Genomic DNA, 13,617 nt, shown 5'->3' with positions numbered 1-13,617 from the left:
TTTAAATTGTTCTTTCTGAATGCAAGTTACTTAAAGTTTCTTTTGCACCCTTATTTTGTAATAATTCAACGTATGATTTTACGGCCGCGTTAAAGCCGGGGTAATTGTTCAGGTTTTTGTCCCAAAGGCGCCTGTCGCCAAGGGTATTATCTACAACGGTTTCAGGATCTTTCCAGTATTCGTATAACACTTCCGCAAATTCATCCTGCACAGGAAAGGTTTTTCCATGAGCGCTGGCCGTGTAAGTACCGCCATCTTTATTTACATTCATAAAAAGAATATATGCGGCAACACCCAAAGCGGTAAGTTGTGGCACTTCATTTTTTAAGGCATAATACCTTCTGATGAGCGGCATGTTGCGCATCTGCATTTTTGAGGTGAAATTTAGTGTAATCGCCTGCCATTGATGCTCTAAAAAAGGATTACTGAAACGATCGACTACACTTTCGGCAAAGGCAAGGGCTTCATCTTCAGTAATATCTTCACTTACTACCACAGGAGCAATTTCCTCTTTCATCAGTTTTAACACATGGTTGGCGAAATCGTTATCGGCCATTGCCTCTTTTACGGTATTAAAACCCGCTAAAATGGCCAATCCGCAGCTAATGGTATGCGTACCGTTAAGTAAACGCAGTTTTAACTCTTTAAATTTATCGATCGAAGGAACAATGAAAACACCCTTGTCGGCCTTTGCGAAAGATAGAACCTCTTTTACTTTTTCGCTGGATGATTCAATGGCCCACAGCCTGAAAGGCTCGGCCATGATCATGAGTTCGTCTTCATAACCCAATTCATTTTCGATGGCTTTTTGTTCGGCTTCAGGGAGTTTTCCTGGTACGATGCGATCAACCAGAGTTTTGCAGAAATGGTTAGCTGTTTTTAACCAGTTTTCGAAATCCCAGCCCAGTTTGTTCTGAATGGCAAGATCCAGTACGATTTCTTTTAGTTTATCGGCATTATCGCTGATGAGCTCTGTAGGGACGATCACCATTCCACTTTCAGCTGAACCATTAAAGGCTTGGTATCTTTCATAAAGAAAAGCCAGTAATTTGCCAGGGTAAGATTGTGGTGGGGTATCGGTAATTTTATCTTCACTCTTCACAATACCAACTTCAGTTGTATTCGAAATTACCACCTGCATTTCGGGCTGGTGTGCTGCTTTTAAAATCTCTGACCAATCCTGCGATGCTGATAAAACTCTGCTGATTGAAGCATTGATTGAATTTTCCTCCACACTCACGCCATCTTCAATCCCTTTTACGCAAAGGGTATATAAATTATTCTGTTTCGAAAATTCGTCAGCGCCACCTCTTGAAGTTGATTTAACCACCAAAACCCGACCGTTAAAAATGCCTTTTTGATTGGCTTTATCGATAAAATAATCTGGCAATCCACGTAATAAAACACCTGTTCCAAACTGGATTACTTTTTCGGGTAAGGTTAAAATTCCGGCAGTGGGTTTTGTAACCTTATCGCCGTTAATGTTTTTTAAATTTTCTTTGTTTAAAATCATTGGTCTTCCTGTTTCCGTCATTGCTGGGAAACGAAGCAATCTTAAAGCGGTAGTGATACCCACCTATAGTAGTAGTAGGATTGCTTCGTGCCTCGCAATGACGAGTTATATGATGTTTATTTCCCGTTTGTGGCTAACCACTTCGGGTATTCTTTTTCAATTAATTTTTGTCCCCAGTTGCCATACCAGGCATAACCGTTGCGCCTTTCAGGACTTAGTTCTTCTAATTTTGTTTTGATGGTATTATCACGATCGCCGAAAATCGGGGTGTTTTTTTCAAGGTCGTAAAAACGTGCCCAGGTACTGGCGGTATTATCGGCGATCAAAGCAGCTGTTTTGATATTGGTTTTTGGATCACTCGGCCTGTCGAAGCGGTATCCGGCAATTTTATAGGTATCAAACCATTTAATTGCTGCTGTTATTGCTTTTTTTTCTGCCTGAGAAGGATTTTTCATCCGCATTAAAAACCTGACAATCCCGGCTGATTCACTAGTACTTAACGATGCCGGCTCGAAATTTCTGGCTTTTGCAGGCAACATGGTATCTTTATCGTATTGCGCGGCCCAGATGGTTAAAACACCATTCTGTTTTACCTGGGTTTTTAAGATGCAATCGATACCTTTTGCAACTGCTTTTTCCGCTTTTTTGATGTAAGCAGGATTTACCACTTCAAAATCGTTTGTTTGCGTGGCAATATCCTGCAAAATGTTCAGCACATTAATCATTGCATCATCATTGTAAGTAATTTCTGATCGGTACAAGGCCTTATCAGGATAATATTGCGGCCAGCCTCCATTGGCATACTGAGCAGACAGAATATAATCTAACCCTTTTTCGGCAGCGGTTAAATAAGTTTTGTTTTGTGTTTTTTTATAGGCTTTTACCAGATACACTACTTCTCTGCTGGTAGCTTTATTATCGAAAGTAGCATGGAGATCTTTAGTGGCTTTTATCTTTGCCATTAGCTCAGGGGTTAAAGCCGCACCGTAATTAACCACACTTTTATCTTCCAGTTGTTTTGGCCAGCCACCATTGCCCAATTGGTACACGAGCATTTTATCTGCTGTAGCATCGGTTGGTTGCTGCGCATAACACGATAGTAATAAAGTGCTGCAGATAAGGGTGAACAATATTTTTATTTTCATCGTTTGGTTTGTTAGTTTTTGCCACGGAGACACGGATTAACACGGAGGACTTTTCTCTTTTATTCGCCATGGTTCGTGTCTCCATTTCGAGGTCTGTGTCTCCACAGACCATTAGATATTTTTTCCATCGCTCTGCCTGCGTCTTCCCTGGCTAATATTATTTATCTGTGTTCATCCTTTTCATCTGTGGTTATTTCTTACCCGGCACCTGTTTAATCAGCCAGTTCACTCATCCGTGGTCTGTGTCCCCACAGATCACCATTTAATTCTTTTTCCGCGGCTAATATTTATTTATCTGTGTTCATCCTTTTCATCTGTGGTTATTTCTTACCCGGCACCTGTTTAATCAGCCAGTTCACTAAATCATTGGTGGCTTTAAAATTTTCAAATTCTGCAGGTAATTTTCTTCCGTCGATATATTCATTGTAAAACCAGGGATCACCTACCGCGAACACTGTTCCTTTGCCGTATTTTGATGTTGCTACAATCACATCTCCATTATCGGTTAAAGCAGAAACGGCTGGATTTTTCGCCACAATAGTCGAAATTTCTTTGATGTACACTTTTTTAGTGGTTTTAAAAATGGAGTTTCCGGCTGGGATTTTTATTGCGCCCTGTTCAAAGTTTGCACCCTGTACTTTATTGCGGCTATCTTCATTAAAATGGATACCAAAAGTTTCGGGCAGTACATTAAATTTTGAAATTTCGCAGTTGCCTGCATCGTTTAACAGCAATACCAAAACACCACCTGTTTTTACCCACTCGCTGATCTGTTTGGCATGTGCGGCATTCATGAAATTTGGGTTCGCGGTTTCTTTTTCCGTATCAGGATCAACAATAATGTAAATATTGCTTCCTTTTAAATTTGAAGTGGTTGGTGCAGTTTTAAGTGTAGTGGTTTTTACGCCGGCATCGTTAAATACTTTTCCGAATAAAGAGAAACCGTTGTTGTCATCTTCTTCCCAAAGGTAATGGAAAGGGATTTTATCGCCGGTTGGCCCTGTCATGTATTCGTTGTTAAAGAAATTATCAACGGTTACGGTTAAACCTTTGCCCGGTTTCGGTAACTGATCTACTTCCATTTCGGCGGCTGCGCAAACAAATGCGCCCATTCCTTTCGGATCGTTCGTAATTACCTTTTCGCTGATGTAATAATCGAAACTGCCATCGCGGTATTTCGGTTTTCCGCCCAAACCTGATACTGAAACGGTTTTAGTGAGATTTACCCTTTCATCGCCTGCTTTTTCGACAAATTCTTTCTTTAAACCGGCATAACCTTTATTTGCAGCAGCCATAAATGATGGTGCTAACCAGCCTTTACGCACGCCTTTGGCCAGTCCATATACAAACATGCTCGATGCCGAACTTTCGAGGTAATTCCCTTTACGGGCTGGCATATCTAAAATATCAAACCAAACCCCTGATTTCGGATCCTGGTATTTTACGGCAGCAGTTGCTGTACGGTTTAAAATGGCCAGTAATTCTTTTCGTTGTGGATGATTGGCCGGGAAATTATCCAGCACATCAACCAGGGCCATAATGTACCAGCCCATTGCCCTTCCCCAGAAATTTGGCGAGCGACCAGTGGTTTTATCAGCCCATTGTTCGGTCCGGCTTTCATCGTAACCGTGATAAAGTAAACCTGTTTTAGCATCCCGAGAGTTTTTTTCCATCAGGATAAACTGTTTGGCAATGTCATCAAAAGCTGCATCTTTTTTCATCAGTTTAGCATATTCTGCGTAAAAAGGTTCGCCCATGTATAAACCATCCAGCCACATCTGGTTTGGATAAATTTTCTTGTGCCAAAAACCACCTTCTTTGGTACGTGGTTGTTTTTGCAACTGATCATACAGTTTGGTTGCCGCTAAAAGGTATTTCTGTTGTCCGGTAACTTTATACAGTAATAATAATGACCGACCGTTTTTGATGTTATCAATGTTAAAATCATCCGGTTTATAGGTGGTGATATTGCCTTCTTTATCCAGATATGCATCCATCGAGCTCTGGATGTATTTAAAATATTTTCCATCGCCTGTATTGCGCCAAACTGCTGCAGCACCCTCTAAAACCACACCCATATCGTAGCTCCATCTCGGTCCTTTAGGACCTTTTAAAACCGTTGTATCCTGCCATAGTTGCTCCATGGCCGTTAGGGTTAACTGTTCCGAGAGTTTCTTTTGGGCGAATCCACTTTGTGTTAAAATGGAAAAACCGATAAATGCAGCTGCTGTATATAAGATTGATCTCTTCATTTTCAATTATTTTGAAATTTCCAGTGCTTTTTTATCTACTTCTGTACTTAAAACAGATGCTGTTTTTGCTTTGGAAACATCGGTTCCGCTAATTTTTACACCTTTTGATTTTTCGCCTGAAACATCAAATAAAACTTTGCTGTTAGCCGGATAACTAAGGTTGCTGATGTTAATATTCGAGCCATTCTGGATCATCACTACCGGACTGGTATCTTCTGTAATTACATTTACGTTTTTAAGGAAAATTCCTGCCGCCTCAATAATCTCGATGCCTTTTTTTGCTTTTATGGTTACATTTTCCAGATGTACATCTTTGATATTCATCTCGGGTAACCCCCTGAAAAAGATTGCTTTTTCGGCACCATTGGCTACTACATCTTTAATGTAAAAATTCCTGAACTGAGGGGTTGCTTCGGTAACCGGAACAGTAACCGTTTTAACAGCTTCGCGTTTTTCGCCGGCCAGCGGAACCGGATCAACTGCAGCATAATACATATCGAATAAAATGGCTTCGCCGGGGATATCGATCATGTTGATGTTATTGATAAAGATATTTTCTACCACACCGCCACGACCGCGGGTGGTTTTAAAACGCAAACCAATATCGGTACCAATAAAGGAGCAATCGTACACCCAGATATTTTTAGCACCACCGCTCATTTCGCTACCGATTACGAAACCGCCATGGGCATGATAAACGATATTATTTCTTACAATTACATTTTCGGTTGGCACACCGCGTTTACGTCCGGCCTCATCGCGGCCAGATTTAATGCAGATCCCATCGTCGCCAACATCAAAAGTGCTGCCTTCAATCAGTACATTTTTGCACGATTCTACATCAACACCATCACCATTTTGTGCAAACCACGGGTTTTTTACCTGTAAATTTCTTAAAGTTAAATCTTCGCAGAGCAATGGGTGTAAATTCCACGCCGGCGAATTCTGAAAGGTAACGCCTTCTAAAAGCACTTTTTTACAGCCCGTTAATACCAATAAATTGGGACGGAGAAAATCTTTAATATCCTCATAATCTGCCGCAGTTTTTCCTGCTTCAATTACGCCGGCATTTTTGGTATTCGAACCTTTAACGGTTTTCTCTGACGGATACCACATTTTCCCGTCAGCTTTAACCACACCGCCCGATGCAACCAGGTTTTTCCACTGTGTTTCGGTGAGTTTATCTTTTTTAACCATGCGCCAGGCACCACCGTTACCATCAATAATCCCGCTACCGGTAATGGCAATATTTTCGAGGTTTACACCCGAAATCGGGCTCTGGTTGCGCCATGCAGGCTGGCCTTCCCAATTTCCCTGAACAAGTTTATACTGATTAAAATCGGCAGTGAACTGAAGAATCGCGTCGCGTTTTAAGTGTAAATTTACATTGCTTTTCAATTCGATAGGTCCGGTTAACCATAGTCCGGATGGAATTAACACCACACCACCGCCTTTTTGGCTCACGCTGGCAATGGTTTTATTAATGCTTTGGGTATTTAAGGTAATGCCATCGCCTTTTGCACCAAAACTTACAATGCTCGTAGTATCTTTTTTAAATTTAACCTGCTGAATAACGGGTAAGCTTTGCTTTTGTTGAGCCATAGCGGTTGCAGAAGATAAAATTAAGCATGCGAGCGCTATTTTAATATGGCATAAACGACCAGAAATATGTTTCATTATTCGCGTTGTTAAATTATACTTGGTTATTGTAATAACAAGTGTACGTTGTTTGCAGTTAAAACAGAAGAGAAATCTATGCAATCGTTACCGGAAACCCGGACAAAAAAACAATTCAAAAAACTCATTAACAGCTGCAAAACAGATAGTTACACCCGTTATTTAGCTTCCGGATTCCACCCACGGAAAACGTTTTCCAAAATGTAAGCCTTATACTCATTATCCGTTAACTGGTGCGACCAATTGGCCCTGTTTTTAGGATCGGCACCTTTGCCAGCGCTTTTATATTCAGCGTAATAAGCCGTTTTTTCGTTGCTTTCTTTACCCCAGTTATTCCAGCCTTCGGGACGGATAAAATTGGGTAGTTCGCAATTGAGGTAGGCAACTTTGGCATAAGGCCTCCAGGGGCGACCCAGGTAAAAACTATTGGCAGGAGCATCTCCCTTGATTTTACATTTGTTCAGAACGTAGCCAAATTTTGTGGTATCAGCTGTTGAAGCAGCCGTGATGTAGCCCGCTTTTTTGCAAAAAATGGTACAACTTTCGAACCAGGCCGTAGAGGCGCCGAAAATAAAATCGACTGTTCCTTCGATGTAGCAGTTTTTATAGTACTGGCGGTTATTGCCTCCATAAGTATAAAGTGTATCCTGAAAGCCCAAAAACCTGCAATTGATAAAAATCAGTTTATCACCGCCGGCCCAAACGGCTACAGCCTGCCCTACCGGACCAGAAGAATTTTCGAAAGTGATGTTCTCTGCAGAAAAACCTTCGCCATAAATGTAAAAACTTGATGAACCCGAAGTGCCTTTTTCTTCTCCAAAAGCATTTTTCTTCTGGGCATAATCATCGTAGGTTAAAATGGTTTCATTCAGGCTCTCGCCGATAAACTTTACATTCTTTTTAGAAGCCGCCAGTACCAGCTTTTCTTTGTAAATGCCTTTTTTAATGAAAATTATGGTGGTTTTATTTCTGAAATCAGGTACCGCGTGGATGGCTTCCTGTACGGTTTTAAAGTTTCCGCTGCCATCTGCTGCCACCACGAAATCGGGTTTAATATCCAGGGCGTAAACCGCAGAAGAAACAGCTACTAGAAAAAATAGGATGATTGCTTTCATATTAATTTGGTTAGGCTTAAATTAAAATCGGCCACGTAAAAGTATAAACTTCGTAACGCAGCCGTGTTTTAAAATATATGATGAACAATTTTAAACATTAATATTCATCAGAAAGAAATTTTTCAAACATTAAACATCGCAAACGATGTCGGGAACGATTGCACAATATCAGCTTGCCTTAAAATAAAAAAAAACTTAATCTTGTTGGCAGGCTAATTGACAATTAAGCGATCTAGCCACGTTAAGATTCCGCCTTCGCAGGAAAAACGGAACGCTGCAATAACCAAATATTAAAAACATCATTGTAAAATGAAATATCTATACTGTTCAATCTTAATTTTAAGTTTTACTATAAATGCATTTGCCCAGCAAACGCCGGATAAAAGATATGTTTCTAAAGTTTGGGTTGCCGATCAGGGGAACGGAACCTATAAAAATCCGGTAATCAATGCCGATTATTCTGATCCGGATGCCATCCGCGTAGGTGATGATTTTTATATGATCGCCTCCAGTTTCGATGCCATTCCGGGGTTACCGATTTTACATTCGAAAGACCTGGTGAACTGGAAAATAATTGGTCATGCATTAAAACGTCAGCCTCCTTTCGAACATTTTGAAAAAACACAACATGGCAACGGTGTTTGGGCCCCTGCTATCCGTTACCATAATGGCGAATTTTACATTTATTACCCCGATCCCGATTTTGGCATTTATTTAACGAAAGCCAAAACCATTACAGGCGAGTGGAGTGTCCCTAAATTAGTAGCAGCAGGTAAAGGTTTGATCGATCCCTGCCCGCTGTGGGATGAAGATGGCAGGGCTTATCTGGCCTATGCATACGCCGGCAGCCGTGCGGGGATTAAAAGTGTATTAGCTGTTATGCCGCTCAACAACGATGGTTCACAGGCAACGGAAACCGGTAGAATTGTGTACGATGGACACGAGCCAGACCCGACCATTGAAGGGCCAAAATTTTACAAGCGCAATGGTTATTATTATTTATTTGCACCTGCCGGAGGAGTTTCTACAGGCTGGCAACTCGTTTTAAGGAGTAAAAATGTTTACGGTCCGTATGAAAGAAAAGTGGTGATGGATCAGGGAAAATCTGCTGTTAACGGGCCGCATCAGGGCGCTTGGGTAAACACACAAACCGGTGAAGACTGGTTTTTGCATTTTCAGGATAAAGATGCCTACGGACGAGTGGTGCATTTACAGCCTATGAAATGGGTAAATAACTGGCCGGTTATCGGTATTGATAAAGATGGCGACGGAAAAGGCGAGCCTGTGGCTACTTATAAAAAACCAAATGTGGGCAAGGTGTACCCGATTGAAACTCCGGCAGAAAGTGATGAATTTAATGCTGCGAAATTAGGTTTGCAGTGGCAATGGCAGGCCAATCCGCAGCCCACCTGGCTATTTACCGATGCCGCTAAAGGTATATTAAAAATATATACTGCGAAAATTCCTGATGAAGCGAAAAACCTCTGGGATGTTCCAAATTTGTTGATGCAGAAATTCCCTGCTGATGAGTTTATGGCAACCACAAAACTTTTGTTTAAACCTAACCCTAAATTGGAAAACGAAAAAACGGGCTTAGTGGTTATGGGAAGAAGTTATGCGGAGATGAGCATCAAAAGTAAAAAAGACGGATTATACCTCATGTATGGTGTTTGCCAGAATGCGGATAAGGGAAAAGCAGAGAATGAAAAAGAGATTACGAAATTGAAATCGAGCCTGGTTTATCTTCGCCTAAAAGTCTCTGCCGGTGCAAAATGCCAGTTCAGTTATAGCGAAGATGGAATAAATTTCAGCAATGCGGGTGATGAATTTCAGGCAACCGCCGGCCAATGGATTGGAGCAAAAATGGGAATATTTGCGATCAGGGATACACAAACGAATGATTCGGGAATTGCTGAGTATGATTGGTTCCGTTTAGAAACTTTAAAATAAAATATGATGAAAAAATACAAATTTCTGATCGCAGCATTTGGTGCTATTTTATTCATGTCTTTCATCATGAAACCTAAACCTGTTAAAGTTTATTTGATAGGCGATTCTACGGTTGCTGATTATACTTTGGAAGATGGATATATGCAGAAAAAATATCCGATTACGGGTTGGGGGCAGGTTTTTCAACAGTTTTTAACAAAAGACAGTTTAAAAAAATTAAACAAACTAATTAAAAGTGATAGTGCATTGGTTATTGATAAAGCAAAAGGCGGCAGAAGCACCCGGACTTTTTTTGAAGAGGGCAGATGGAAAGATGTTTTATCCACTTTAGACAAAAATGATCTGGTATTGATCCAGTTTGGGCATAATGATGCAGCCAAAGATAAACCCGAACGTTATGTAGCTATTGCCGGTTATAAAGAATTTTTAAGGATGTATGTAAAAGAAACGAGGGCTAAAGGTGCTTTACCCATCATTATTACTCCTGTTACCAGAAATTATCCCTGGAAAGACGGTAAACTGGGCAGTGCACATGGCGAATATCCACAGGCTGTAAAGGATGTAGCAAAGGAATTCAACGTACCCATTATTGATCTTACTTCGCTTTCAGCAGATTTTTTCACCACCAAAGGAAACGAATTTGTAAGCAAACATTATTTCATGAATTTAGATTCGGCGAAATATGAAGCTTACCCGAAAGGGCAGAAAGATAACACGCATTTCCAGCCAGAGGGAGCTAAAGAAGTTGCGAGGTTGGTATATGAGGAATTGAAGAAGATTAACGGAGGACAAAATTAGACCTCAGAGGTTTCAGAAACCTGCGAAGTCTTGATAGTTAGTATTAAAACAACTGACTTTTGTTAAATAAACCTGATAGGACGGAAAGCCCGGAGCGAAGCATGAGCGAGGACTTGAAGGGATAGCAGGACTACAGTAACCAAAAGGTACTGAACCATTGTTTTCCAAAAAAATATCGACCACCTGAGCCACCTGAGAGTATCTCTGTTAGGTTCAGACCTCGCAGTTCTGAGAAACCTGCGAGGTCTGAAAATATTTACCCAACCATTACTTTTGCAGTAATAGCGAGCCTGTTCCAGGCGTTAATGGTTACAATGGCCATGATAATCTGCGCTACCTCCTGCTCGTTAAAAAAGCTTGCTACTTTCTGGTAAGTGGCATCGGCAACGTGGTGGCTAATTAAAGTTACTTCTTCTGTTAAAGCCAAAACAGCTTTTTCTTTTTCGGTAAACAAAGTGGTTTCTTTCCAGGCGTTTAACAGGTATAAACGTTGTTCGGTTTCGCCGATTTTACGTGCATCGGTTGAGTGCATGTTTAAACAAAATGCACAGCCGTTAATTTGAGAAGCACGCATTTTGATCAGCTCTAAAAGGATCGGATCCAGTTTGCTGGTTGATAAATATTTTTCTAAACCATACATAGCCTGATAAGCTGCAGGCTCTACTTTTGGGATATCAATTCTGTTTTCCATTTTATTTGTTTTTTGATTACGATGTAAAGGTCGGCATCATAAAAAACAAAAAACTTAATGTAGTTTAAGAAATGAATTTTCTAACCGGAAAACACGTAAATTTCTTCGCAAATTGCGTTAGTAAGCTTAAAAGTCCTGTTAGTTTGCCATTTAAACTATGCGACAAATTTATGCGATCCGTCATTTCCTTGCCCTGGTTCGTGTCTCCACGAATCACCAGATTGCACAAAAAATATCTTATTCTAGCCACGGATAACATATCGCATATAATAGCTTAATAGTTCGTGGAAACACGAATTACGGAGTTAAAACTTACAGATTTCTCCGTTCCGCTTCGCTTCAGTCGAAATGACGAATCGATAAGCCCAAATCTGCTGCTGCAGTGGTTCGTGTCTCCACGAACCACCAGATTGTACAAAAATATCTTATTCTAGCCACGGATGCACGGAAACACGGATAACATATCGCATATAATAGCTTAATAGTTCGTGGAGACACGAATTACGGAGTTAAAACTTACAGATTTCTCCGTTTCGCTTCGCTTCAGTCGAAATGACGAATCAATAAGCTCAAATCTGCTGCTGCAGTGGTTCGTGTCTCCACGAATCACCAGATTGCACAAAAAATATCTTATTCTAGCCACGGATAACATATCGCATATAATAGCTTAATAGTTCGTGTCTCCACGAATCACCAGATTGCACAAAAAATATCTTATTCTAGCCACGGATAACATATCGCATATAATAACTTAGTGGTTCGTGGAGACACGAACCACGGAATTAGAACTTACAGATTTCTCCGTTTCGCTTCGCTTCAGTCGAAATGACGAATCAATAAGCTCAAATCTGCTGCTGCAGTGGTTCGTGTCTCCACGAATCACCAGATTGCACAAAAAATATCTTATTCTAGCCACGGATAACATATCGCATATAATAACTTAATGGTTCGTGGAGACACGAACCACGGAATTAGAACTTACAGATTTCTCCGTTTCGCTTCGCTTTAGTCGAAATGACGAATCAATAAGCCCAAATCCGTCTTAAGTACTTTGCGGGGGTTAACAAGGCACTATTTCTTTGCTCTGATCTTACTCAAAAATTCAGGTGTAAAGCCCAGGTAAGATGCCAGCATATATTGCGGTACCCGTTGTACAAATTCGGGGAACAAACTGTTAAAATGGCGGTACCTTTCTTCTGCAGTCTGGCTATAAAGGAATTTGATCCTCCGTTGCGAGGCCTGGTGGTTCTTTTGTAAAATTAACCTAAAATATCTTTCCAGCTTGGGCAGTTTATGAAACATTTCATCATAATGATGGTGCTCAATGGCAATTACATCGGTGGCTTCTGCTGCCTGAATATAAAATTCGGAAGGGGTTTGAAAAAGGAAGCTGGTGAGATCGGTAATCCACCAGTTTTCAATGGCGAACTGGGTAGTTTGCTCTGCACCTTTAATATCAATAAAATAAAGCCTCAGGCAACCTTTCGCCACAAAATAATTGGCCCTGCAGGTTTGTCCTTCGGTTAACAAAAAGGCTTTCTTTTTAACGGAAAAAGATTTGAGCATCGGTGCAAGAATCTCCTGCTCATCGCTACTCAAATCTATAAATCTATTAATGTGGTTATAAAGTGCGCTGTACATGTTATCTTATTGATTATGCTAAAATAGCATAATTATAAGAACCTCATGGCGCTAAAGCGAAAAGGCTTTAAAAATAGGGTGTGCATATTGGCCCCAGTTTTTCATTGCCGAAAGTAATATTGCTTTTAATCCTTTATTATCGGTTGGTTTTCCTTTTGTGGGTGCCAGCAGGTCTTTTTCGGGCACGGTGACCTCTGTTACTTTAGTTGCAAACCAGGTTACATTTTCGTGCGGCAAGGCTAAACCTAAAATCATCCCGGGTAAGCCGGTAAAAGATTCTGGTCCGCCGGAAACCGCGATCTGGTTGCTGTAATAAGCCACTACATAAACCGAATCCATAATAATGGCATTTGCCCTGCGGCATTCGTAACCGGCAATTTCACGGGTTTCATCCGTAATTTTCCAGTTTATTTTACGCACGCTATCTTTAACCAGGTACACCTCTTCATACACATTTTTTTGCGTGATACTGGTTTGCTGATCGAAATTTGTGGCAATTGTATTTTTTAAATCAGCCAGCGCATCAGATGAGATCCAGTTGTTATTTGCCGTTTCTTCTACCGGTGGCCATTTATATAAACTTTTATCGCGGGTAAAACTTAAGGTACTTTTGGCAACCTTAAACTGGGGATTATTTTTTTTGTACAACTCGAAAGCTTCATTCATATAACTTTCATTGTCTTTATCGATTTTCTTTTTAATCAACGCATATATATTCGATCTTTTTTCGAATTCGATTACACCATTTTGCACGAAGTGGATATTTTGGGCAAAAAGATCGCTGCTGATGAAAATAACAGCAAAAAGGATAATATATTTTAGTGTAGTTTTCATA

Annotated in this window: 10 protein-coding genes; 2 read left to right on the top strand and 8 right to left on the bottom strand. The window is 40.6% G+C overall.

From position 1 onward, the window contains the following. Nucleotide 1: 1 nt before the first annotated feature. From ACTJKC_RS09280 to ACTJKC_RS09260, 5 genes are all read right to left on the bottom strand, one after another. Nucleotides 2-1,513, bottom strand: a complete 1,512-nt coding sequence (locus ACTJKC_RS09280; protein WP_440791322.1) for a tagaturonate reductase — start codon at nt 1,511-1,513, stop codon at nt 2-4. A gap of 116 nt (nt 1,514-1,629) precedes the next feature. Next, entirely contained in the window at nt 1,630-2,658 is a 1,029-nt protein-coding gene (pelA, locus tag ACTJKC_RS09275; protein WP_440791320.1) for a pectate lyase, read from the bottom strand. Nucleotides 2,659-2,978: 320 nt separating this feature from the next. Continuing rightward, nucleotides 2,979-4,910 (bottom strand): glycoside hydrolase family 88 protein, encoded by a 1,932-nt coding sequence (locus ACTJKC_RS09270; RefSeq protein ID WP_440791318.1) that lies wholly within the window; start codon nt 4,908-4,910, stop codon nt 2,979-2,981. 6 nt (nt 4,911-4,916) lie between these two features. Then, the gene (locus ACTJKC_RS09265) at nt 4,917-6,587 is read right to left on the bottom strand and encodes a glycoside hydrolase family 28 protein (protein WP_440791316.1); all 1,671 of its coding nucleotides are present in this window, start codon (nt 6,585-6,587) and stop codon (nt 4,917-4,919) included. Between the two features lie 158 nt (nt 6,588-6,745). Then, nucleotides 6,746-7,702, bottom strand: a complete 957-nt coding sequence (locus ACTJKC_RS09260; protein WP_440791314.1) for a pectinesterase family protein — start codon at nt 7,700-7,702, stop codon at nt 6,746-6,748. A gap of 309 nt (nt 7,703-8,011) precedes the next feature. On the opposite strand from ACTJKC_RS09260, the gene ACTJKC_RS09255 reads away from it, so the two are divergent. After that, the gene (locus ACTJKC_RS09255) at nt 8,012-9,652 is read left to right on the top strand and encodes a glycoside hydrolase family 43 protein (RefSeq protein WP_440791312.1); all 1,641 of its coding nucleotides are present in this window, start codon (nt 8,012-8,014) and stop codon (nt 9,650-9,652) included. A 3-nt stretch (nt 9,653-9,655) separates the two neighbouring features. Then, nucleotides 9,656-10,450, top strand: a complete 795-nt coding sequence (locus tag ACTJKC_RS09250) for a rhamnogalacturonan acetylesterase (RefSeq protein WP_440791310.1) — start codon at nt 9,656-9,658, stop codon at nt 10,448-10,450. Between the two features lie 256 nt (nt 10,451-10,706). On the opposite strand, the gene ACTJKC_RS09245 is transcribed toward ACTJKC_RS09250, so the two are convergent. From ACTJKC_RS09245 to ACTJKC_RS09235, 3 genes are all read right to left on the bottom strand, one after another. Continuing rightward, the gene (locus ACTJKC_RS09245) at nt 10,707-11,141 is read right to left on the bottom strand and encodes a carboxymuconolactone decarboxylase family protein (RefSeq protein ID WP_440791308.1); all 435 of its coding nucleotides are present in this window, start codon (nt 11,139-11,141) and stop codon (nt 10,707-10,709) included. A 1,071-nt stretch (nt 11,142-12,212) separates the two neighbouring features. Continuing rightward, nucleotides 12,213-12,782 (bottom strand): Crp/Fnr family transcriptional regulator, encoded by a 570-nt coding sequence (locus ACTJKC_RS09240; protein WP_440791306.1) that lies wholly within the window; start codon nt 12,780-12,782, stop codon nt 12,213-12,215. 51 nt (nt 12,783-12,833) lie between these two features. Continuing rightward, nucleotides 12,834-13,616, bottom strand: a complete 783-nt coding sequence (locus ACTJKC_RS09235; RefSeq protein WP_440791304.1) for a GLPGLI family protein — start codon at nt 13,614-13,616, stop codon at nt 12,834-12,836. Between the last annotated feature and the right edge of the window lies 1 nt (nt 13,617).

The organism is Pedobacter sp. 22226 (assembly GCF_052045455.1).
Classification (GTDB): Bacteria; Bacteroidota; Bacteroidia; order Sphingobacteriales; family Sphingobacteriaceae; genus Pedobacter; species Pedobacter jeongneungensis.
The sequence above is the reverse complement of the archived record's forward strand: the minus strand, read 5'-3'. Positions and strand labels throughout refer to the sequence as shown.